This is a genomic window from Sphingopyxis indica (genome assembly GCF_032879645.1).
In the GTDB taxonomy this organism is placed as follows: Bacteria; Pseudomonadota; Alphaproteobacteria; order Sphingomonadales; family Sphingomonadaceae; genus Sphingopyxis; species Sphingopyxis indica.
Window position 1 is genome coordinate 443,982 of sequence record NZ_CP076394.1, and the last position, 18,332, is coordinate 462,313.

The 18,332-nt window shown below is 64.5% G+C and carries 30 protein-coding genes; 13 read left to right on the plus strand and 17 right to left on the minus strand.

Annotated elements, in window-relative coordinates; translation table 11 throughout:
- Positions 1 to 40: 40 nt before the first annotated feature.
- From KNJ79_RS02120 to KNJ79_RS02200, 17 genes are all read right to left on the minus strand, one after another.
- Complete coding sequence (locus KNJ79_RS02120; RefSeq protein ID WP_317152604.1) at positions 41 to 223, minus strand: hypothetical protein; 183 nt, start codon at positions 221 to 223, stop codon at positions 41 to 43.
- A 200-nt stretch (positions 224 to 423) separates the two neighbouring features.
- Positions 424 to 747 carry an HNH endonuclease gene (locus KNJ79_RS02125; RefSeq protein WP_317152605.1) on the minus strand — a complete coding sequence of 108 codons (324 nt, stop codon included), beginning with the start codon at positions 745 to 747 and terminating at the stop codon, positions 424 to 426.
- 85 nt (positions 748 to 832) lie between these two features.
- Positions 833 to 1,483, minus strand: a complete 651-nt coding sequence (locus KNJ79_RS02130) for a hypothetical protein (protein WP_317152606.1) — start codon at positions 1,481 to 1,483, stop codon at positions 833 to 835.
- Positions 1,476 to 2,594 (minus strand): DnaA N-terminal domain-containing protein, encoded by a 1,119-nt coding sequence (locus tag KNJ79_RS02135; protein ID WP_317152607.1) that lies wholly within the window; start codon positions 2,592 to 2,594, stop codon positions 1,476 to 1,478. Before KNJ79_RS02135 ends, KNJ79_RS02130 begins: the two co-directional genes overlap by 8 nt.
- Complete coding sequence (locus KNJ79_RS02140; RefSeq protein WP_317152608.1) at positions 2,591 to 2,833, minus strand: hypothetical protein; 243 nt, start codon at positions 2,831 to 2,833, stop codon at positions 2,591 to 2,593. The genes KNJ79_RS02135 and KNJ79_RS02140 overlap by 4 nt, the downstream gene beginning before the upstream one ends.
- Positions 2,830 to 4,593, minus strand: a complete 1,764-nt coding sequence (locus KNJ79_RS02145; RefSeq protein WP_317152609.1) for a DNA cytosine methyltransferase — start codon at positions 4,591 to 4,593, stop codon at positions 2,830 to 2,832. Before KNJ79_RS02145 ends, KNJ79_RS02140 begins: the two co-directional genes overlap by 4 nt.
- Positions 4,590 to 4,775 carry a hypothetical protein gene (locus tag KNJ79_RS02150; protein ID WP_317152610.1) on the minus strand — a complete coding sequence of 62 codons (186 nt, stop codon included), beginning with the start codon at positions 4,773 to 4,775 and terminating at the stop codon, positions 4,590 to 4,592. The genes KNJ79_RS02145 and KNJ79_RS02150 overlap by 4 nt, the downstream gene beginning before the upstream one ends.
- The gene (locus KNJ79_RS02155) at positions 4,772 to 5,299 is read right to left on the minus strand and encodes a hypothetical protein (RefSeq protein WP_317152611.1); all 528 of its coding nucleotides are present in this window, start codon (positions 5,297 to 5,299) and stop codon (positions 4,772 to 4,774) included. Before KNJ79_RS02155 ends, KNJ79_RS02150 begins: the two co-directional genes overlap by 4 nt.
- Complete coding sequence (locus KNJ79_RS02160; RefSeq protein WP_317152612.1) at positions 5,296 to 7,914, minus strand: DNA methyltransferase; 2,619 nt, start codon at positions 7,912 to 7,914, stop codon at positions 5,296 to 5,298. The genes KNJ79_RS02155 and KNJ79_RS02160 overlap by 4 nt, the downstream gene beginning before the upstream one ends.
- Positions 7,911 to 8,345 (minus strand): DUF1064 domain-containing protein, encoded by a 435-nt coding sequence (locus KNJ79_RS02165; protein ID WP_317152613.1) that lies wholly within the window; start codon positions 8,343 to 8,345, stop codon positions 7,911 to 7,913. The genes KNJ79_RS02160 and KNJ79_RS02165 overlap by 4 nt, the downstream gene beginning before the upstream one ends.
- Positions 8,345 to 8,896: a hypothetical protein gene (locus KNJ79_RS02170; protein WP_317152614.1), complete on the minus strand. Its 552-nt coding sequence runs from the start codon at positions 8,894 to 8,896 to the stop codon at positions 8,345 to 8,347. Before KNJ79_RS02170 ends, KNJ79_RS02165 begins: the two co-directional genes overlap by 1 nt.
- The gene (locus KNJ79_RS02175; protein WP_317152615.1) at positions 8,893 to 9,393 is read right to left on the minus strand and encodes a hypothetical protein; all 501 of its coding nucleotides are present in this window, start codon (positions 9,391 to 9,393) and stop codon (positions 8,893 to 8,895) included. Before KNJ79_RS02175 ends, KNJ79_RS02170 begins: the two co-directional genes overlap by 4 nt.
- Before the next feature lie 63 nt (positions 9,394 to 9,456).
- Positions 9,457 to 10,428: a DUF2303 family protein gene (locus KNJ79_RS02180; protein ID WP_317152616.1), complete on the minus strand. Its 972-nt coding sequence runs from the start codon at positions 10,426 to 10,428 to the stop codon at positions 9,457 to 9,459.
- A 27-nt stretch (positions 10,429 to 10,455) separates the two neighbouring features.
- Positions 10,456 to 10,698 (minus strand): Acb2/Tad1 domain-containing protein, encoded by a 243-nt coding sequence (locus KNJ79_RS02185; protein WP_317152617.1) that lies wholly within the window; start codon positions 10,696 to 10,698, stop codon positions 10,456 to 10,458.
- Between the two features lie 24 nt (positions 10,699 to 10,722).
- On the minus strand, positions 10,723 to 11,139 hold the full coding sequence (locus tag KNJ79_RS02190; protein WP_317152618.1) for a hypothetical protein: 417 nt from the start codon (positions 11,137 to 11,139) through the stop codon (positions 10,723 to 10,725).
- An 82-nt stretch (positions 11,140 to 11,221) separates the two neighbouring features.
- Positions 11,222 to 11,713, minus strand: coding sequence for a phage regulatory CII family protein (locus tag KNJ79_RS02195; protein ID WP_317152619.1), 492 nt, complete (start codon positions 11,711 to 11,713; stop codon positions 11,222 to 11,224).
- Positions 11,714 to 11,924: 211 nt separating this feature from the next.
- Complete coding sequence (locus tag KNJ79_RS02200) at positions 11,925 to 12,209, minus strand: hypothetical protein (RefSeq protein ID WP_317152620.1); 285 nt, start codon at positions 12,207 to 12,209, stop codon at positions 11,925 to 11,927.
- Between the two features lie 89 nt (positions 12,210 to 12,298).
- Between KNJ79_RS02200 and KNJ79_RS02205 the strand changes: the two genes are divergently transcribed.
- The 13 genes from KNJ79_RS02205 to KNJ79_RS02265 all read left to right on the plus strand — a co-directional run bounded on the left by KNJ79_RS02205 (position 12,299) and on the right by KNJ79_RS02265 (position 18,313).
- Positions 12,299 to 12,946, plus strand: a complete 648-nt coding sequence (locus tag KNJ79_RS02205) for a S24 family peptidase (RefSeq protein ID WP_317152621.1) — start codon at positions 12,299 to 12,301, stop codon at positions 12,944 to 12,946.
- 23 nt (positions 12,947 to 12,969) lie between these two features.
- Positions 12,970 to 13,308 (plus strand): hypothetical protein, encoded by a 339-nt coding sequence (locus KNJ79_RS02210; RefSeq protein ID WP_317152622.1) that lies wholly within the window; start codon positions 12,970 to 12,972, stop codon positions 13,306 to 13,308.
- 330 nt (positions 13,309 to 13,638) lie between these two features.
- Positions 13,639 to 13,782 carry a hypothetical protein gene (locus KNJ79_RS02215; protein WP_317152623.1) on the plus strand — a complete coding sequence of 48 codons (144 nt, stop codon included), beginning with the start codon at positions 13,639 to 13,641 and terminating at the stop codon, positions 13,780 to 13,782.
- On the plus strand, positions 13,779 to 14,111 hold the full coding sequence (locus KNJ79_RS02220) for a hypothetical protein (protein ID WP_317152624.1): 333 nt from the start codon (positions 13,779 to 13,781) through the stop codon (positions 14,109 to 14,111). Before KNJ79_RS02215 ends, KNJ79_RS02220 begins: the two co-directional genes overlap by 4 nt.
- On the plus strand, positions 14,111 to 14,773 hold the full coding sequence (locus KNJ79_RS02225) for a Lar family restriction alleviation protein (protein WP_317152625.1): 663 nt from the start codon (positions 14,111 to 14,113) through the stop codon (positions 14,771 to 14,773). The genes KNJ79_RS02220 and KNJ79_RS02225 overlap by 1 nt, the downstream gene beginning before the upstream one ends.
- A complete protein-coding gene (locus KNJ79_RS02230; RefSeq protein ID WP_317152626.1) occupies positions 14,770 to 15,132 on the plus strand; it encodes a hypothetical protein in 363 nt (120 codons plus the stop codon). Before KNJ79_RS02225 ends, KNJ79_RS02230 begins: the two co-directional genes overlap by 4 nt.
- The gene (locus tag KNJ79_RS02235; RefSeq protein WP_317152627.1) at positions 15,123 to 15,434 is read left to right on the plus strand and encodes a hypothetical protein; all 312 of its coding nucleotides are present in this window, start codon (positions 15,123 to 15,125) and stop codon (positions 15,432 to 15,434) included. Before KNJ79_RS02230 ends, KNJ79_RS02235 begins: the two co-directional genes overlap by 10 nt.
- The gene (locus KNJ79_RS02240) at positions 15,431 to 15,934 is read left to right on the plus strand and encodes a hypothetical protein (RefSeq protein ID WP_317152628.1); all 504 of its coding nucleotides are present in this window, start codon (positions 15,431 to 15,433) and stop codon (positions 15,932 to 15,934) included. Before KNJ79_RS02235 ends, KNJ79_RS02240 begins: the two co-directional genes overlap by 4 nt.
- The gene (locus KNJ79_RS02245; protein WP_317152629.1) at positions 15,931 to 16,206 is read left to right on the plus strand and encodes a hypothetical protein; all 276 of its coding nucleotides are present in this window, start codon (positions 15,931 to 15,933) and stop codon (positions 16,204 to 16,206) included. Before KNJ79_RS02240 ends, KNJ79_RS02245 begins: the two co-directional genes overlap by 4 nt.
- The gene (locus KNJ79_RS02250) at positions 16,203 to 16,640 is read left to right on the plus strand and encodes an HNH endonuclease (RefSeq protein WP_317152630.1); all 438 of its coding nucleotides are present in this window, start codon (positions 16,203 to 16,205) and stop codon (positions 16,638 to 16,640) included. The genes KNJ79_RS02245 and KNJ79_RS02250 overlap by 4 nt, the downstream gene beginning before the upstream one ends.
- Positions 16,637 to 16,909 (plus strand): hypothetical protein, encoded by a 273-nt coding sequence (locus tag KNJ79_RS02255; protein WP_317152631.1) that lies wholly within the window; start codon positions 16,637 to 16,639, stop codon positions 16,907 to 16,909. Before KNJ79_RS02250 ends, KNJ79_RS02255 begins: the two co-directional genes overlap by 4 nt.
- Positions 16,896 to 17,930 carry a tyrosine-type recombinase/integrase gene (locus KNJ79_RS02260; protein WP_317152632.1) on the plus strand — a complete coding sequence of 345 codons (1,035 nt, stop codon included), beginning with the start codon at positions 16,896 to 16,898 and terminating at the stop codon, positions 17,928 to 17,930. Before KNJ79_RS02255 ends, KNJ79_RS02260 begins: the two co-directional genes overlap by 14 nt.
- On the plus strand, positions 17,927 to 18,313 hold the full coding sequence (locus tag KNJ79_RS02265) for a GIY-YIG nuclease family protein (RefSeq protein ID WP_317152633.1): 387 nt from the start codon (positions 17,927 to 17,929) through the stop codon (positions 18,311 to 18,313). The genes KNJ79_RS02260 and KNJ79_RS02265 overlap by 4 nt, the downstream gene beginning before the upstream one ends.
- Positions 18,314 to 18,332: the final 19 nt, after the last annotated feature.

Here is an 18,332-nt window from a genome sequence, read left to right on the forward strand (position 1 = left end):
CAGCGTCCCCCTCTGCGCCTTCGTCGCCGGCAGGTCCGGCTTACGCCCGCGCTTCATCTTGGGCTTCGACGATATCGACGGCGAGCGGACAGACGAATGCCGCCAACCGGATGATCAGGACGGCAATGCGGGTGCGCAGAAAGAACGAACGCCGCACCGAAACCTGAAGGCGCAGGCGCTCGCCGACGGCCTCGGTTGCGTCGAACGTGTGCAGCTTCACCATGACCCGACCTCCCGCCTCGAAATTTTATTGCGGGCGAAACTTCTATTCGACCGCGCAAATTTTTGACCCCACCGCCGGTCCAGAAGGCCGCCGCTGCCAGAGATTTGACCCCCCATCCCTCCGGACAGGAAATCTCCGACAACGGCGGCCGAGCCGGGGTGCGCGGTGCAAGGGGTTCTCGCGCTCGCCGGCGGATGATGTCAGCCGCGCGATCCGCGCCGTGCGCGTCCCTCGCGAGCCGTCTTGACCTTGTGGCAGGGGTTGCAGATTGCTTCCAAATTCGTTTCGTCGTCGGTGCCGCCGAGATGCTTGGCCAGCCTGTGATCGACTTCGGTAGCGGGCGTGACGCGATCGTTGCGCAAGCAGGGCTGGCACAGATGCTTGTCGCGATCGAGGATGCGAGCGCGAAGCTTTTCCCATTCCCAACCATAGCCGCGCTGATGTCGGCTCTGGCGAGTGGTGGCAGTCCAATTGCGGGATGACCGGCCGCGCTGCGCCTTCAGGTTGGGCGGGCGCTTCGGCATCAGGATACAGAAAAGCCCGCTGGACACGTATCCTGCGGGCGCACTGATTGACGATGACGAAACACTAGCATGTCCTGGCCATCCGTCAAGCGCGAATGCGCCCTTCGGCGACCTCGGTTATCAGCGGCAGCACCCCGATCGTCAGCGCCTTTGCCGCACGAACGAACTGCTCGCGTTCGATCTGCCGCTGACGGCGCACCGACACGCGCACATAGCGTCCCGCGCACAGACGCCGAGCGCTCTCGATGAAGCTCACCCCGTCGACCATAACGCTGTCGAACGCGGCAAGGCAGTCGCGCGGGATCAGGCCGCGAGCCCAATCGACATCGCGCCGTGCCCACAGCGCCGCTTCGCTCGCCGGGACATGCGAATGCACCGATCCGCCGCCGCTGCCCGACACGTCGAGCCCGCACCGGATCAAGCCCGACTGCGCGAGCTCGGCACGATCCGCATACCATTCGAGGCATAGGAACTGCTGACGGTCGATCACCTTCGCCCGATAGAGCGTTTCGAAGTGCGGCACGCGGCGCACCGCCTTGTGCCGATGGACCTGATCGCGAACGACGACCTCTTTGCCATAGGGGTTCGCTACCGTCGTGACCTCATACTCGCCGCGGTCGAGGCGTGCGCCGTTCCCCTTCGCCTGGGCGATCAGCGGGTGGACGTTGCCCGCCATCGGCTCCCCGGCCGCAACGCGCTTCCCCTTGTTCTTCTTCCGCGCGTGCGACCTAGCCATTGTCTGCGATCCTTTCCTTTGCTGCCGTTTCGACGATAAAGCGAAGCCCGTTCGGCTCGCCGGGGCGGGCGGCACGGGCAAGGGCGACGGCAATGCGCTGCCCGAGGTTGGTTTCGGCGTAGGACCGCTGGAACTCGGAGCCGAACGTCACGATCGCCCCCTCTTCGTCGAACGTGATCGCCGCAGGCTTGATCCATTTCGCGTAGGTCCGGCCGCCAAGGTCGCGTTCGAGCAGGTTATGCACGATCGCCGAACGATCATCTTCCCCGGCCTTGGCGGCGACCGGCCGCTGATCCTGCGGTGCCGTGGTGGCTTTCGGCGGCGCTGCGGGCGCGAAGTTGGTCCCGGCCTTGGCGGCCCGCATGATCTTGTCATGCTCGGTGATGATCCACTTCGACCACGCCGCGCGCCAGTTTGACTTTTTCGCCGTCCGGCCCTCGGCTTGCTGCCAGTGGGCGATGAACTGCGCTTCGACGGCCTGATACGCGCCATCCGGCCAAAGCTCGGCGAGGCGGCGCGCCACGTCGCCAAGCTCGGCGATCGGCGGCGCTGTCCAGTCGTCGGGCAAGCGGTGCGGCTTGACCGTCACCGGAGGCGGGGGCAGTTCGACAGGTGCCGGGCTATCCCCGTCCCGATCATCGTCCAAACCGGCCGCGGGGGCCTCTCCGCCGTCAGGCGGAGAAGGGGTAAATGGTTCCAAGGGGGGTTTGGGTGTAGCAGCTACACCGGTAGGGGTGTCGTTGCTTGACCGGTCACGTTCCTTCACCGGTGTAGCTGCTACACCGGTATTGCGTCGCGCTTCTTTCCGCTGCCAGCAGCCGACCATCGGCAGCGCGCGCAGCGCTTCGACGTCGATAGCGTATTCGACGGTATGCCCGTTCACACAGGCGCGCTCCCCAACGACGATCAGCAGGCCGTCGTCGATCAACCCTTGGATCAGCGTGATGACCGTCTTCTTCGTCGTGTCGAGCTCGTCTGCCATCGTCTGCTTCGACGCATAGATACCCCGGCCGTCGTCGCTCGCCTTGTCCGCGAGATAGGCCATCATCGCGAGCCGCGTCATGCTTCCCAGCTTCCGCTTGTGGCACTCGGAGATCAGGTGGTTGCTCACGGCCTCGCGCTCCCCGGTGCGACAAGCCGGTTCGCCGGGTCTTCCCACGCCTTCTCCTCGGTGCACGTCGGGCAGAAGTGGCACCATCCATGCCCGGCGCCGCAATGGACCGCTTTCCAGCCCTCTCGGCCGATGATGGCGAGCGCGGCGCCGAAGACCTTCACACGCGTTTCGAGCGAGGCCGGACAGGCGTCGCAATGGGCTACGAGAGGTCCGCCGTGGAAGTTCGGCCTGATCATGCCGCCAACCTCTCATCTGCAATGCCAGGCTGGTTCGCGGCGACCAATGCGCGCGCGACCGGCGGGCAGACGCTGTTACCGATGGCGCTGATCTGTTCGGCGATCGTCAGGGGCTTCTCGACCCATTTGCCGCGCACGAGCTTCCGAACGACAGGATCGAGCACATAGTCATCGGGAAAGCCCTGCGCGCGGGCAAGCTCGCGGGGTTTCAGCATCCGCAGGCCGATGTCGACGATGACATAGGTCTTGGCGTCGATCGTCACGGTGACGACGGCGAAGCGGTCCTTCGTGGTGACCGTGCCGATCGGCTGGTCGAGCCCGTGCCCGTCGCTCTCGTTGCCATAATATTTGATCAGGAACGCCGCGACCCGCACCGCGCGCTCCATCAGCTCAGCCGGCAGCGCGTCACGCTCGATCATGGTCGTCTCGACGATGCGCTGAGTGCAGCCCTTGCCGACGATCGTCGACAGCGGCTTGCGCGGCGTGTGACCGACCATGCCGGTGTTCGCCTGCTCGATATGCGCGGCGACGACGGCATGGTGCTGGCCACCGGCGCGAGCGGAGCGCAGCGGGCGTTCGGGGTCGCCGCTGCCGTTCGTCTTGTCGCTGCCGTAGAAGCTCGACAGGAAGGCGGTCACTGCGGCTGCCTGCGACCCTTTGGCGGTGACCGTTCCATAGGGCTTGGCGACGTCGAGCGCGCGCGGTGCCTGCCCCTCGCGCTCGCCGTTACCCATCTTGACCATGGTCGCACCGACAAGGCCGAGCGGCATCGCGCCGGCCGGGCGCACAGGCTGGCCGTTGGCGGTGACTGTCGGCATCGGTTCCGTCATGTCGCTACCGACCGCGCCGCCGCGAAACTTGGTGATGTGCGGCGCGAGTTCGCAATCGACGGCGCCATATTCGGGTTGCGTCGTGACCGTGCGCAACGGATCCTGAGGATCGAAGACGCGCGAGGCGCGGGTGTTGGTGAAAGCCCGGCCGACGATGAACGGGTGAGCCGCATTGACGACATAGCGCATGACGCCGTGAGCGATGCGCCGCTTCGTCGCTTCGGCAAGCTCGCGGTCGCGTTCGAAAATCGACGGGCACGGGATCGTCCAGTCGATGCACTCCGCCGCGGTGCGATAGGGCAGCAGCTCGCCGCGCAGGACGCGATTGTCGTTCGCGGGCGCGTGCGTCGGCTTCGGCCACACGATCGGCAGGCCGTCTCGGCGATAGATCATGTAGAGCCGCTTGCGGCTCGTCGGCGCGCCATAATCGCAGGCTTTCAGGATGCGCCACTGCACCCGGAAACCGAGACCGCGCAGCGCGCGGACGAACCGCTTGAACTCGCGCCCCTTCTGGTCGGCAATCGGCACGCCTTCGCCGTCGAGTGGCGCTGCATATTGGAATTCCTCGACGTTCTCGAGGAAGCCGACTTCGGGCTGGGTCTCGCGCACCCATTCGATCACTTCCCAGCACAGCGCGCGGATGGACCGATCCTTGACCGGGCCGCCCTTCGCCTTGCTGTATTCCTTGCAGTCCGGCGAGAACCAGACGCCCCAGACCCTCCGGCCGCGGGTCGCGGTTCGGGGAAGGAAGGGCAGACGAATATCGCAGCAATGATGATCGGTGCCCGGATGGTTGGCGCGGTGGATCGCGATCGCCGCCGAACTGTGGTTCACGGCGATATCGGGGTCGCGGCCGATCGCCTGCGCAATGCCGGTGCTGGCGCCGCCGCCGCCGGCGAAACCGTCGATGAAGAGACCGGGGATGGTCATACCAGCCCCTCCGCCTTGTTGCATTCGCGACAATAGCGCAGGCCCGCGCACTTGATCGGATGACCGTTCGCCTGCCGATAGATGTGCATCTCCCGCACCGGCCGGCCGGGCGCGAGATAGTCCGGCCGGACCTCGATCTCGATGTCGTCATGGATGGTGCCCAACGGCGGTTTCGGTTTCATGCTTCAGCCCCTTCGATCCGCGCCGCCTGCGGAAGCACGCCGGTCGCGTGATACCGGCGCGCGTCGGCTTCGATCATCGCCTCGATCATCCGGCGCGCCTCGGCGGCCGGGATATTCTGGCGCTTGATCAGACGCTTATATTCGTCGCGATACTCGGGCGGGCACCATGCGAGCTTCGTCGCTGCGGACTTCTTGCCATTGGAAATGCGCAGCGGGCTTCCGGCCGGGTGCTTCGACATGCCGCGCTTCAACAGGCCGGTGCGGCGGCCGAGTTCGCGGCGTTTCTCGACGAAGGCAGGATCCTTCATTGCCTCGCGCAGCCCGGCATTCGCGCGCGCGAAATGATGCGCGCGGACGGTGGGGTCGGACAGGTGCGCCTTCATCGCGGCACTCGCCTTTGCGCGGCGCTCCGGCAGGCGGCTGGTGTGCCGGCCGACGCAGCGACGGCAATAGGGCGACTTCTTCGGCTTCTTGGAGAAGCGCGGGACGCCGCAGTCGGCGCAGGTGGGAACGGGCAGGTTCATGCCGCCACCTGCGCTTCTTCGTCGCCGCTCTCGTCGGCGAGCAGGTCGAACAGCGACGGCACCGCGCGCTGACGCTCCGCTTCGCTCAGATAGGCGACGCTGTGGCGGAAATAATCGGGGTTTAGCTCGCTCCCGGCGCCGCACCGCCCCTTCAGGATGGCGCGCATCGGCACGGTGCCAAGGCCGCAGAAGGGGTCATAGACGAGCTCGCCCTTCATGCTGAACCGGTCGATCAGCCGGTCGACGATGTCGAACTGCAACGGGCAGACGTGCTTTTCGCGGCCCTTCTGGACTTGCTCGGCGTTCAGGGTGCGCATCCGCACGATGTCGTCCCAAGTGTTCGGATCGTGCGAGCCCGGCGCGAGAGACATGAAGGTGCGCGGCAGATGACCCCGGCCATCGTTCGGGTCGCGGGCCTCGATCGCTTCGCCGATCGCGACATGCGCCTCATGGTCGTGGATCACGGCACGGTCGGCCGTCGTGAAGGCCTTGACCAGCTTGCCGACGTCCATTTCGGCGAAGTCACCGGCAAGTTCGATCAGTTCGGGCGGCGTCGCCGGACGATCGCCCGACGAGCGCCAGAAGGCGTGCGCGTCGATCTGCCAGCGGGCGAGGCTGTAATCGTCGGCATCCTTCACGACCGGCCGATCGGCATAGCCGCGGCTGCGGTCGCTCTGCGGCTTGCGCATCAGCAGGATATATTCGGGCGATCCGACGCCCATCTTGGTCCCGTCCTTGAGCATTTCGCTGTAGGAGAGGCGATAGGTCTGATTGTTCTCGCGCACGACGTCGGTGTTGACGTGGATCATGCCGAGATACTGGAAACCGTGCTTCATGAAGTGGAAGGCGGTCTTCATGTGAAAGGGATTGACCGTCGGCACCCCTTGCCCCGTCACCGCCCCGAACATGATCCGGTCCTTGACGTGGATGCAGGCGAGCCGCCCCGGCGCGAGCGCGCGGAGCAGTTCGGGCGTCAGAAAGTCCATCTGCGCGAAGAAATGATCGTCGTCGTCGGTGTGGCCGAAGTCGTTATAGCTCGGCGTATATTCATAGTGGTTGCTGAACGGGATGCTGGTGACGATCAGGTCGAGGCAATCATCCTCGAGCAGCTTCGCTTCTTCGACGCAGTCGTTATGGGCGAGCGCCCAGCCGTCGCCGGCGACGATCTCGCGCTCGACGCCGATCGACCGGCGCATCTGGTCGCGCGCGGCGCCGTGATTGAGGCCGTAGCGCCGGATAATCTCCGACATGCGCGCCTTCATTTCGTCGTCGCGCTTCCATTTGGCAATGAGCTCCCGCCGCACCGTGTCCTCCGTCTCTGCGTAGATGATGTCGATCTCGACCGGCTCGCTCTGAAGGAAGCGCTGCAACCGGTGGATCGCCTGGATGAAGTCGTTGAACTTGAAGCCGACGCCCGCGAAGATCGCGCGGTGGCAATGGCGCTGGAGGTTCGTGCCAGAGCCGAGCATGACCGGCTTGGCTGCGAGCATCGGCGTCTTGCCGTCGGCGAACCAGCCGATGATCTCTTCGCGTTCGTCGAGCGGCTGCGCACCGAAAACGGACTTGATCGGAAACGGCAGCGCCTCGATCGCGCGTCGTTCATCCTCGAGGTCGTGCCAGATGATGAAATGATCGGTGGGGCTCGCGGCGATGATGTCGCCGACCTTCGCGATGCGCTCGTCGAGCGTGCGACGCTTTTCGCGCGACGCCGAGACGACGCCGAGGGCCATGTCGCGCACAAGGTTCATCTGGCCGTCGCGGTCGACCGAGGCGTCCGAAATGTCGGCGGCGACCTTGTGCCAGCGGACGGTGATCGGGGGAAGCTCATAGCCTTCGTCGCTGAAGCCGAGATCGGAAGGCCGTTGCAGGAAAACCGCCCAGCTATTCACCCACAGCCAGAATTCGTCTTCCTTGTGCGGATATAGGGTGAGGTCGTTCGCCTTCTCGCTGTTGCGCTGGAAGAAGCGGGTGAGCGCCTGCCCGGTGTCCATGATGCCGAGGAACCCGGCATAGTGGATCAGTTCCTTGAACCGGTTCGGCGAGGGCGTGGCGGTAGCGACAAAGCGATAGGGCACCGCTTCGAACAGCGGCATGAACTCCTGAAACGTCTTGCTGCCATAGCTGCGCAGCACCGATGCTTCGTCGAGACTGGAAACGGTGAACCGGCCGACCGCAATCTTGCCTTCGCGCACGCTCTCGTAATTGGTCAGGAACAGGTGCGTCGCACCCGTGTCGCCGGCCGCCACGATCGCATCGATCTCGGCGTCCGACTGGACGAAGTGGAGCGTGATGCCGAGCAGCGCCGCATCGTGCATGAACTCGCGGCGCACGCCGAGCGGGGCGACGATCAGGCCGAGCGCGCCGAAGTCGACCATCCGAAGGATGATATCGGCGATCAGCAGTTGCTGGATCGACTTGCCGAGCCCGAAGGCTTCGAACAGCGCGCGGCGGCCGCCTTCGACCGCCCAGCGGACGATATGACGCTGATGCTCCCTGATCGGGCGGCCGTCGGTCAGATGCGTCGGAATGTCGTCGAGCGAGCAGGGCAGGCCTGCGGGCAGCGCGAGCGGCGCTTTCGCCTCGAGGAAGTCGCGATAGGCGGTCGGGGCGGTCATTTGACCTCCCGAAGTTCGATATGGGGGAAGAGCGCGCGGAAGATCGCCTTGCGCAGCGTCCAGGCATCGTCGCGGTAGCCGCCCTTCACGTCCTCGACGACCTGGCGCCCGCGCTCGACATAGGCGAAGTCGCCGCAATATCCGACCCGGCGGCCGCTTTCGTGCTTCATCTGCACGCCGCCGACGGCGAACCAGAATTGCGGCTGAACCTCGAGGTCGGTGATCGCGCCGCCGCGTGCGAGCAGATGCAGTTCGTTGCACCGCCGCGCCTCGGCCTTGCTGTCATGCCGGTGACCGTGCTGGCAGTCGGTCTTCTTCGCGTCGAACTTGTTGCCCTTCGCGGGCGCGGACGCGCCAAGAGCAGCGCCGAAGCGCGCCGCTGCGGCCTTGCCCGTCCGCCTTGCCGGCTGAAAGATGGCGCGCTTCGGCATCACGCGCCCTTCGCGATCTTGGCGAGGTCGGCGCGCAGGCTGGCAATCTGCTCGGCGACGAGCGTTTCGAGCGCGGTGATGTCGGCGCGAAGCTGCACGATCTCGGGCGCATCCTTGAGCTCGCCGAACCCGGCCGTGCGAAAGGCGGCGACCATGTCGGGCGACAGGCCCGTTTCCGCCGCGATCTTCGCATCCGACCAGCCCTTGCCATATTGGCCGACCTCGCCGTCGAAATGCTGCGACAGCAGCGTGAACATTTGCGCCTGCGCCTTCATCGCGGCGGGCGAAGCGTTGGTCGCCATTTCGGCTTTCTCCTCTTTGGCTTTGCGGATGCAGTCGGGGCAGATGTTCGGATCGGTCCGCCATCCCGACTGCCGGAACTTCTGGTCCATCTGCTCGGGCGGCATCATCGCGCGGCATCCGAGCAGGCCGATCTTCGGGCATTTGGAGCAATGGAGCTTGGCAGTGATCGACACACCGCCGACGCCGCTGTGGGTTTCGATGCCCCGGCCGCGCAGTCCCTCGCGGTAACTGTGCTTGCGGTGCTTCATCGCGAGGCCTTCCGCGCCGCTTCGGCGAATTTGTCGGCGGCCGCGCGCACCGCCTTCGGCGGCAGCGCGTTGCACACGCCCTTCACCTGCACGGCGCGCGCCGCGGGGAAACCGACGAACTCGGCGGTCGCGACGCGCCGGCCGTCCTTGCGGATCGAGTAGATGTAGAGCGATCCGCCGATGCTGGTGACGCCCGGCAGGTCGCAGGTCGCGCCCGCGCGGACGTAGAGCGATCCGCCGATGCTGGTGACGCCCGGCAGGTCGCAGGTCGCGCCCTCGCTGACGTAGAGCGATCCGCCGATGCTGGTGACGCCCGGCAGGTCGCAGGTCGCGCCCGCGCGGACGTAGAGCGATCCGCCGATGCTGGTGACGCCCGGCAGGTCGCAGGTCGCGCCCTCGCTGACGTCGAGCGATCCGCCGATGCTGGTGACGCCCGACGCATCATCATTTTTGCCGAGGATCAAATCGCCGGCGATCTTGCCCTTGTATGTCGTCATTTTCGAAACTCCCTTCGCTGGTGGGGAGCTTCGGCGAGCGATCGGCCGCCCGCCGAAGCGGGCTTATTCAGGCGTGCCGAACAGGAGCGGCAGGTCGGTTTCCGCCTGCGCGTAGAGGCACGCTTCGCGGAACGCATGGTCGAAGACGCGATCCTCGCGCCAAAGCTCATACCAGAACAGCAGGCCCTCGGACGTCTTGCGATAGCGAAGACGCGCCGCGATCCGATAGAAGGCCCCGTTCTTGAAGACCGGAATGGCGATCAGGAACAGGTTCGGCACCTTCAGCGGCGCGCCGCCGTCGTCGACATGCTCGGACGTGAACCGGATATGCCCCTCGCCCGACGAGAGGTTGACCGTCTCGCTGACGGCCGCCTTTTCGTGGACCTTCAGACCGACCGACAATTCCAGCAGGCGCGACGGGCTGGCGATCCGGCCGCCGATCGCGTTCACGAACTTCTGCATGTCTTCGGGCAGGCTGTCTTCGTCGGGGATCATGTCGAGCACGTCGACGATGCGATCCTCGAGGAAGGCCGCGAAGTCGGACATCTTCATCGGCACGCGGTTCGTGCCCTGCCACGCCTTCCACTCGTCGGAGATCGGGAAAGCGAAGATCGAGCGATGCCTGCCGAAGCGCGGCGCCGCCGTGGCGGCATCACCTGCGCGGTGATAATCGAGCACGGCCGTGATCGACGGCTTGCTGCGGTCATCGACAGCGAACAGGACGCTGTCGTCATCCTTGAAGCGGTTCACATGCTCGACCAGGCTGTCGATCGCCGTGAAGTTCGCCGTGCCCTCGCGCGAGCGCGGTTCTTTCAGATAGCCGTCGAACGTCGTCGAAGGCAGCGGCAGGATTTGACTGCCCGAGATATAGGCGAGCGCTTCGGTGCCCGTGCGCGGATCGGTGACCGTTACCGGCTTGGCGACGGTATATTCGTCGACCAGCGCGCGGACCTGCGCGATCACCGGGCCGATGTCGCTGTTCTGGGTTTCGACGATCAGGTCGCCGCGCGGAGTCTCTTCGGCTTTGTCAGCCATCTTCAGTTCCTTTCCGTTGCTTGGGGATCAGGCGGTGACGTGCTTCACCGCCCACATCACAGCTTCCTCGATCTTGGTTTTCGCGAGGGAGAGTTCGCGGCTGGACCCTATGCTGTCGAAGAAGTTCCAGAGGGCGAGGCCGTCGTCTTTGATGCGCTGCATCTGCGCCTTCTCGCCGTCGGACAGGACGCGATAGGCGTGGCGCATCACGTTATTGACTGTCCGCTGATCCGAAGTGCTGGCAACCATCTGGTCGCGCTGGTCGTCCATCGTATTTCCCTTTCTGTGGGGCCGTCAGGCGTCGCGGAGGTCGGACGAACCCGACACGTCGCGAATGCCGAACAACTCATTCTGACCCGGCCGCGAGCGGGACAGGCGATTGTCTTCGGTCGACCACATGATCGACTTCGGACGGCGGGCCTCGGGGCTGGTGACCTTGAAACTGGCCTTGATCGCGGTGACCGCGCCTTCCTGCTCGAAGTCGAGCGTCAGCGTGACCTTGCCCTTGGCCTTCCCGCCGCTGGTCATCGCGGACGACTTGAGCGCGGCGGAAAGCTTCTTGATCGCGGTGTAGGCATCGGCATCGAACTGCCCGTCCTCGAGCGACCGGATGAAATCGCCCAGCGTGTTACACGCGCCGGGGACGCGCCCGCCGTCGGCCGCCCGCCCGGGCTGGTCGATCGTGACGGGCGCGGATGCACTGTCATTCATGGCTTTAGCTCCCTTGCTGTCAGCCCTTGGTTGGTCGGGTCCGGCGAGACTCCATCGCGGGGACATGAAGCCGCCGAGGCCGTCAGGGCTTCGAATCGTTCCCCGCGATGGAACGGAGTTGCAGGCGCAGCGTGGCGCTCGCTTCGTCGAGTTGGTTGAGCTGCTCGATCGCGACCGCGGCTTCCGCCGGCGTCACCACCTGATCGCGCAGCGCGTCGTTGATGGCCTGCGCGACGTCGCCGAGCTCGGCCGTCAGCGTCATCACCGATTGCAACAGGCCGTTCGCATCGTCCGTCGCCTCGGGCAGCTTGATCATCAGGAAGCCGAGCAGCCGGGCGCGGGCACGCAGGATATGCGGATGCCCGGACTTGCCGTGCGCCATGTCTTCGATCGTGTGCGCGTCGCGGACGGTCAGGCTGTCACGCTGATAGGGCGAGCAACAGCGCGAAAGCTGGCTGGTCGAAATGCCCGTCTCGCGCGAGCAGACTTCAAGCCCCCCGGCCGCCTGAATGGCCTGCTTGGTCGCGCGGGCGAGAACCTGCTCGTCGGTCGTAAGGTCTTCGGTCGAACTCACTGGCGAACCTCGGGGGGAAAAGCTGCCGCCGTTTCCCGCTGACGCGCGGCGAAGCGCGCGGCATTGTCGGGGCATGACGAACGAAGGGGGGAATGGTTTGCGTGGCGAGGGCCTTGGGAGAGGAGGGGGAGCGGCCCCCGCCACGCGTGCACCCCGCGCGCCGCCGGGGCCGACACGCGCGCGGGAAACTGGAATTGGGAACGGCTACGCATCACGCCGCCTCTTTCTGGCGCAGCCCACAATCGCTGCGCGTGCAGGCCTCGCACTCCGGCCGATCGGCCCGGCGATCGCAGACGCCGCACGTCGCGACGGCTTCAAGAACGCTGAACGCCGCCTCGATTTTCTGGATACTGGCAAGGGTCATTCCCCCCTTGCCCGTGCGCCAGTTGGAGAAGTTTGCAGCGTGAACACCGGCCTGTTTGCGCACATCCGAAAGGGCGAAGCCGCCAGCGATGGCGCGCTTTTCCCATTCGGCGAAGATTTCATCGTGGGTCATGGTTAGCAATGCATATTAGCATTAATGCTACATCGCAAGAGCAATTTTGCAACAAGATTGCTAATAGCAATTTTGCTAACATCGTTCAGATGAACGATGGTGATGAAGATAAGGCGCTGATCCATGCGCTTAGCGAGTGGGCGAAATTGTCGCCGTCGGAGGTCGCGCGGCGTGCTGGCCTCGCGGTGTCGACCTTAACGCGGCCGCTCAACCATCCAGTAAAGCACAGGCTTTCAGGAACCACTCTGCGAAAGCTGCGGGCGAAATTTCCGGACTTCCCAGGCTGGGCTGATCAATCTCCCGACATACCGGACGGCGACCCTCAAATCGACTATGTGCAGGTGGAGGTGTTGCCGACCTATGCTGGCATGGGCGGGGGCGGCACCGGCGAGGGCGAGCCGGAGATGGCGCTGGTCCCGCGTTATCTGATCAAGAACGTCTTTCGGGGCGACCCGAGTGACTTCGTCCTGATCCGCGTGCGCGGCAACTCAATGGAGCCGGTCTTTCGACACGACGATGAACTGCTCGTCGACAAACGCGATAAATCGCCAACGCAGCCCGGTCCGTTTGCTCTATGGGATGCCGAATGGGGCGAGTATCTGGTAAAGAACGTCGAGCGGTTGCCAGGCGGACGCGTGCGAATATTTCCTTCAAACGCCGAATTTTCGGCTAACGAGGTGACGCACGAAGAAACACGTATTTTGGGACGTCCAGTTTGGTTTGGACGACGACTCTGAACATTAACGGGGGGGTGAGTAGTATGAAAAACATTTGGGTATGCGCGCTCTTGGCAATTGCTTTAGCGGGGTGTGCTTCGACCCAGACGGTGCTCTCCAAGGCGCCGACCGAGGTCTATCATTCTGACAAGAGCCAGAATGAGGTCGCCTTCTGCCTTGCGAACAAAAACAATACCGGCGCCCTTGAGCGCGATGACGGGTCGAAGGTGGTTCTCATCAAGAACGGTTATGGCGGCGTGTCGTTGGCCTTCACCATCTGGCCTGAAGGAGAGGGAAGCCGGATCGAATATCGGCGCCAGTTCGGAACCATCGGCTCCATTTGGAAGCAATGCGTCGGGATTGACGACGACAAGGAAGCATGATGGGCCGACACTGAACCTTTGGGGAGGGGGCGATGAAATCATGGATGGCAGCGATCGCCGTTCTTGCGTTGGCGCCGGCCGCGTCACCGCTATGCGGAACTGCGCAAGCCTATGCCTGTTGCAAGGTCTGCAAAAAGGGAAAGGCATGTGGAAACAGTTGCATCCCTAAGGACAAGAAATGCCACCAGCCGCCGGGATGCGCCTGCGATGGGTAGCTGATTCGGCCGCGCCAAGCATCGAGATTAGCATTATTGCAAATTTTCAGTTGCACAAATTAGCAATGATGCTACTAAATGACCTCGCCGGGATCGTCCCGGTGGAGGTCATTCGATGCAAACCACCAACATCATCCCTTCGCAGCTCTGCGCAGACGCCGATCGTCGCGAGCGCCTGACCCTGATGCTCGCCGCGGCGGCGATCGCGTTCGCCGCTACCATCTTCGGCTTGCAATTCATCCGCTGGGTGCTGTCGTGAGCGACGACATCGGGAAGACCGAATTTCGCCGGGCAGACGAGCGGGACAACGCGCAGGTTCACGCATTCGCCGAGCGCTTTCGCGCCGCCACTCTCGAGATGGCGGATACGATCCCCGACACGCGGGTATTGCTGTCGCAGTCGATGACCGCAGCGATCGTCTTCGCCGGCATCCAATATGGCGGGCTGGTCGCGATGGGCGACGTCCCCGACAACGAAGACGAGCTCCACTCGATGTTCGCCGCCGTCCGTCACAACTTCGACGTCGGCATCGCCTTGGGAAAGGCGCACGCCGCACGCGCCATCTCGCAAAACGGGATGTTGAACTGATGACCGACACCCCCAGCAAGCTGAAACCGTGCCCGTTTTGTGGAGGCGAGGCTGAGTGGAAAGACGAGCCCGGCATTTGCGGCGTTCCGTTCGGCCTCGTCGTCGATCATGGGCCTTCGTGTTTTCTCAGCATCCCGATGAGCGACGAGGCGATGGTGGCCGCATGGAACACCCGCACCGCCCGTTCAGGCGAGGGCCGCAGCAAGGGGGCGGGGGATGATGTGGTCGATCCTAAACGCCTTGCCCGCGCGATGAACCCGCCGCTGTGGGCCGACGATGAAGAGACGGCGCGCATGGCCGCCAGCCCGCTACAGGTCTGTCACGCCCGCGAACGCGGCATTGAAGCAGCTAAGTTGGTCTTGGTTGAACTCGCCACCCACCAAGGCGAGGGGGAGAGTCGTGGGTGCCAGTTCGTTCTCGAAACCGGCAAAATGGCCGAAAACTGGACAGTCCCGATGATCCTGCACTGCCCTGAATGCGGCGAACGCCACATCGACGAGCAGGAATTTGCCGAGGTCGCGCACCACACGCACGCCTGTCAGGGCTGCGGTTTCGTCTGGCGACCGGCAAAGGTCAACACGCACGGCGTCCGGTTCCTGCCGGGGTATCGCAACGAGGATGCCGCCGCCCTCGCTCAGCCCGAAGCGGGAGGGGATCGGTGAGCGCCGTCTTCTCCACCGGCCAGCGTGTGCGCCACGTCCGCACCGGGCAGCACGGCACCGTCGTCGAACAGCTTTCGCACTGCTGGGTTGATTGGCGGCCCGACGTTTTCGACGGCCCGCCCGATGGCGCCTGTCGCACCGACCCGTCCAACCTCGAGCCGGCCGCGCCGGTGATGAAGCCTATCCGGCATGAAGAGGCGATCGAGCTGCGTTCGCTGGCGGGAAAGACCGTCCAGCATGTCGGCCGCTATCTCTATGGGTGGCGTATGCGCTTCACCGACGGAACCGTGATTTGCGTCAACGAAGGTCAGACCTTCGATCGCGCCGGCAATTTTGTGAGGGAACCCGGATGCCTGTAAACTCGAACGATCCGCGCGCCGAGCAGCGCGACCGCATATATGCCGCCGACCTGCTCAACCGCGCCGGCATTGCCTTCGACGCGCGCGACCTTGCCGTCGTTGCCAAGCTGGTCCCGCTGCTCGAGGATGACGTGGCGCGCTGGCTCGCCCGGTCGCTGCGCATCGCCGTGTCGCGCGAACTGACTGTCGCCGCGGTCCGCGAAGGCCAGCACCGGCCGTCCTACGAGCTCAGGAACGAAGACGGCTCCGTCGCCTCGCGCCACGACGGCGACGGCTCGATCCGGGCGGGAGCGGGCCGGTGAGCGACGTCAGCACCCGCGAACGCGCCGGGGCCTATGACGGCCTTGAAAACGCAAAGCCCGGCGAGCCGATCTTCACCCTTCAGGGCGGCGATCCCTTCGCCCCGCCGACGATCCTGCATTGGGCGGGGCTCGCGCGCGCTGCGGGATTGCAGTCGGCCGACAAGGCCGAGGCGGCGCGACTTCTCCGCAAGGCGGCATCCGCCGAAGAGGCCGCGTGGGCGTTCGTCGACTATCAGAAGGGGGCGGAACCGCTCGCCGGAAGTCGCGCATCATACAGCGGCGCGGAAGACGATGATCGGAAGTTGGAGATCGCAGGCCTCGCCGCGGTGGCCGATCACATCTACAACGCTGTCGCGCACCTTGCCGATGCCGCCGATGGGCTCAAGGCGCTTCAAGCGTGCCCGGAGGCGGAAGTAGCGCTCCGCGAGGCCCTGGAGCCCATCAACGAGGCTGTTCGCGCAGTCGAGCCGCGCCGCCATCTGCGGAGGCGGCAAGGATGATTGTCGTTCGCGTCGAACTCTGGTCGGCCGTCACGGGCGAGCGCACCGAACTCGCGCGCGCCATGATCCACAATGTCGGCGGCACGCTCGATGTCGGCGACTATGAGGCCGAAACCTATCGCGGTCGGTCTTCCGACGCGCTGGACGCCGCGATGCGCGCGCGTCAGGTTACGCGGCGCGGCAAGGTGACCGGCCATCGGCGGCAGGCGCTGCACGTCTGGCATCTGGTCGGCAAGGCGCTCGCCAGCATGGGTTATGGAGGGCAGGGATGACAGAAGCTGTCACCCTTGACGAACCTTGGACGGGATCGAAGCGGCAGCGCGAGGCTCTGCGCGCGAAATATGATGGACGCTGCGCCTATTGCGGAAATGTGCTCGACAAGATGCACGCCGACCATAAGGAGCCCGTCACTCGAATTACGCGTGACCCTTGGGGAAAGCCGCTGCCGGCAGATGAATGTCGCTTGGTCAATCCAGAGCGCAACGTCGTCGCCAACATGATGCCCGCATGTGCGCCCTGCAACCTGCACAAAGGCGGATATTCTCTGGAAGGGTGGCGGGACATTCTTCAGCGATCCGCCGCGATAATGCGTCGAGATACCTCGACATTTAGGGCAGGGGAGCGCTTCGGCATCATCGTTGCGAATGAGCAACCGGTCATCTTCTATTTCGAGAAACTGTCTCTGCAAGCAGAGAGGCTGTCATGAGCGCAGCGCGCGCCGAACATCTGCCCTACTGGCCGCGTCTGATGAACCGGCCGCTCGCCGCCGCCTATCTCGGCATCGGCGAAACCAAGCTGACGATCGAGGGTCCGGCGCCGAAGCGGCTCGGCAAGCGCGTTCTCTATGATATTCGCGATCTCGATCGCTGGGCCGACGCGCTAGACGGACAGCCTCTCGACGACGCGCAGAGAAAAGACGAAGGTGACGACATCGAGCGCCGCGTCCGCGAGAGGCTGATGAATGGCAAAGGCTGACCTGCCCTACACCTACAAGGTGCGTCGCAAGCTCGCTTCGGGCAAGTGGAAGGACTATTACCGCTTCCGCCGCGACGGCACCGATGCCGCGCTTCCGGGCGCGCCCGGCGAGGCCGCTTTCCATGAAGCCTATGCCGAGTTCATGGCGCGCGAGGACCGCATCGCCGAGGAAAAGGCGGAGGCGCCGCGAGAGAGCTTCAACTGGCTGCTCGATCAGTATCTCGAAAGCATGGAGTTCAGGATCCTCGCCGACGCGACGCAGACGGACTATCGTCGCACGATCGACCGCCTGCGCGGGCCGCTCGGCGTAGAGCGCTATGACTGCATCACGCGCGGCGCGGTGAAGGCCGTGCGCGATGTCTATGCGGACCAGCCGCGCACGGCGCACAAGATCAAGCAGATGGTCAGCCGCGTCTATAGCTGGGCCGACGAAAGCGACCTGGTCGACGAGGGCTTCAATCCTGCCGCCAAGCTGAAGAAGCCGAAGGCGAAGGTGACGCCGATCACCATCTGGTCGCAGGAAGAAATCGACCTGATGCTGTCGAAGTGCGAGCCGTTCATCGAGACCGTGATCCTGCTCGCGCTCTATACCGGGCAGCGCCGCACCGACCTCGTTCGGATGGAGTGGAAGGATTATCAGGGTCGCATGATCCGCGTCCGCCAGAACAAGACCGGCGAGCCGTTGATGATCCCCTGCCACAAGGCGCTTCGGACGCATCTCGACAAGATCAGGACGCGCTTCGGCGGCCCGATCGTGCGCGCCAAGGATGGCAAGGCGCTGAACGCCAACGCGCTGTCGTCGGCAATGAACCGGGCCGTCGCGGCGATCGACAACATGCCGCACCGCACGCTCCACGGCCTGCGCTATGCGAGCGCGGGCGCGATGGAAGAGGCGGGATGCACGGTCACCCAAGTGTCGTCCATTATCGGTCACCGCACCTATCAGATGGCGATCAAATATATGAGCCAGCGGCGCGACGCCGAAGCGGCGATCGAGCGTTTGGAAAAGAGCGCCGGATGAGCGTCCCGTTCAATCGCGCTCGTCCGGGCCACCGGAACGCCATTCTGGCGTCGATCTTGCCAAAGGGTGCGGATGGACCTTGCATCTATTTTCTCGGGTGGGCCGGCGGACCGATAAAGATCGGCTACGCCCGCAACCTCGGGAGACGCTGGCAGGAAATTCAGATTGCGGCGCCCTATCCCATCTCGATCTGGGCGGCGGTGAAGGGAGATCGCCGTTTGGAGCGCGAGTATCACCACCGTTTCCGTGCCCATCGATTGAGGGGAGAATGGTTCGACCGAGTTCCGGAGATTGAGGCGGAAATGGCACGGCTCAACAAAGGCACCGTGAACGGCCATCTGGTTATCGTGAAATCCGACGAAAACGCGAAGAATGCGAAATGAACGGATTGCCAGTGCGAAA

What these genes read in the sequence shown, in the direction of transcription:
- KNJ79_RS02120 (WP_317152604.1), bottom strand. Translation starts at nt 223, where the DNA reads ATGGTGAAGCTGCACACGTTCGACGCAACCGAGGCCGTCGGCGAGCGC.
- KNJ79_RS02125 (WP_317152605.1), bottom strand. Translation starts at nt 747, where the DNA reads ATGCCGAAGCGCCCGCCCAACCTGAAGGCGCAGCGCGGCCGGTCATCC.
- KNJ79_RS02130 (WP_317152606.1), bottom strand. Translation starts at nt 1,483, where the DNA reads ATGGCTAGGTCGCACGCGCGGAAGAAGAACAAGGGGAAGCGCGTTGCG.
- KNJ79_RS02140 (WP_317152608.1), bottom strand. Translation starts at nt 2,833, where the DNA reads ATGATCAGGCCGAACTTCCACGGCGGACCTCTCGTAGCCCATTGCGAC.
- KNJ79_RS02145 (WP_317152609.1), bottom strand. Translation starts at nt 4,593, where the DNA reads ATGACCATCCCCGGTCTCTTCATCGACGGTTTCGCCGGCGGCGGCGGC.
- KNJ79_RS02150 (WP_317152610.1), bottom strand. Translation starts at nt 4,775, where the DNA reads ATGAAACCGAAACCGCCGTTGGGCACCATCCATGACGACATCGAGATC.
- KNJ79_RS02155 (WP_317152611.1), bottom strand. Translation starts at nt 5,299, where the DNA reads ATGAACCTGCCCGTTCCCACCTGCGCCGACTGCGGCGTCCCGCGCTTC.
- KNJ79_RS02160 (WP_317152612.1), bottom strand. Translation starts at nt 7,914, where the DNA reads ATGACCGCCCCGACCGCCTATCGCGACTTCCTCGAGGCGAAAGCGCCG.
- KNJ79_RS02165 (WP_317152613.1), bottom strand. Translation starts at nt 8,345, where the DNA reads ATGCCGAAGCGCGCCATCTTTCAGCCGGCAAGGCGGACGGGCAAGGCC.
- KNJ79_RS02170 (WP_317152614.1), bottom strand. Translation starts at nt 8,896, where the DNA reads ATGAAGCACCGCAAGCACAGTTACCGCGAGGGACTGCGCGGCCGGGGC.
- KNJ79_RS02175 (WP_317152615.1), bottom strand. Translation starts at nt 9,393, where the DNA reads ATGACGACATACAAGGGCAAGATCGCCGGCGATTTGATCCTCGGCAAA.
- KNJ79_RS02180 (WP_317152616.1), bottom strand. Translation starts at nt 10,428, where the DNA reads ATGGCTGACAAAGCCGAAGAGACTCCGCGCGGCGACCTGATCGTCGAA.
- KNJ79_RS02185 (WP_317152617.1), bottom strand. Translation starts at nt 10,698, where the DNA reads ATGGACGACCAGCGCGACCAGATGGTTGCCAGCACTTCGGATCAGCGG.
- KNJ79_RS02190 (WP_317152618.1), bottom strand. Translation starts at nt 11,139, where the DNA reads ATGAATGACAGTGCATCCGCGCCCGTCACGATCGACCAGCCCGGGCGG.
- KNJ79_RS02200 (WP_317152620.1), bottom strand. Translation starts at nt 12,209, where the DNA reads ATGACCCACGATGAAATCTTCGCCGAATGGGAAAAGCGCGCCATCGCT.
- KNJ79_RS02205 (WP_317152621.1), top strand. Translation starts at nt 12,299, where the DNA reads ATGAACGATGGTGATGAAGATAAGGCGCTGATCCATGCGCTTAGCGAG.
- KNJ79_RS02210 (WP_317152622.1), top strand. Translation starts at nt 12,970, where the DNA reads ATGAAAAACATTTGGGTATGCGCGCTCTTGGCAATTGCTTTAGCGGGG.
- KNJ79_RS02215 (WP_317152623.1), top strand. Translation starts at nt 13,639, where the DNA reads ATGCAAACCACCAACATCATCCCTTCGCAGCTCTGCGCAGACGCCGAT.
- KNJ79_RS02225 (WP_317152625.1), top strand. Translation starts at nt 14,111, where the DNA reads ATGACCGACACCCCCAGCAAGCTGAAACCGTGCCCGTTTTGTGGAGGC.
- KNJ79_RS02235 (WP_317152627.1), top strand. Translation starts at nt 15,123, where the DNA reads ATGCCTGTAAACTCGAACGATCCGCGCGCCGAGCAGCGCGACCGCATA.
- KNJ79_RS02245 (WP_317152629.1), top strand. Translation starts at nt 15,931, where the DNA reads ATGATTGTCGTTCGCGTCGAACTCTGGTCGGCCGTCACGGGCGAGCGC.
- KNJ79_RS02250 (WP_317152630.1), top strand. Translation starts at nt 16,203, where the DNA reads ATGACAGAAGCTGTCACCCTTGACGAACCTTGGACGGGATCGAAGCGG.
- KNJ79_RS02255 (WP_317152631.1), top strand. Translation starts at nt 16,637, where the DNA reads ATGAGCGCAGCGCGCGCCGAACATCTGCCCTACTGGCCGCGTCTGATG.
- KNJ79_RS02260 (WP_317152632.1), top strand. Translation starts at nt 16,896, where the DNA reads ATGGCAAAGGCTGACCTGCCCTACACCTACAAGGTGCGTCGCAAGCTC.
- KNJ79_RS02265 (WP_317152633.1), top strand. Translation starts at nt 17,927, where the DNA reads ATGAGCGTCCCGTTCAATCGCGCTCGTCCGGGCCACCGGAACGCCATT.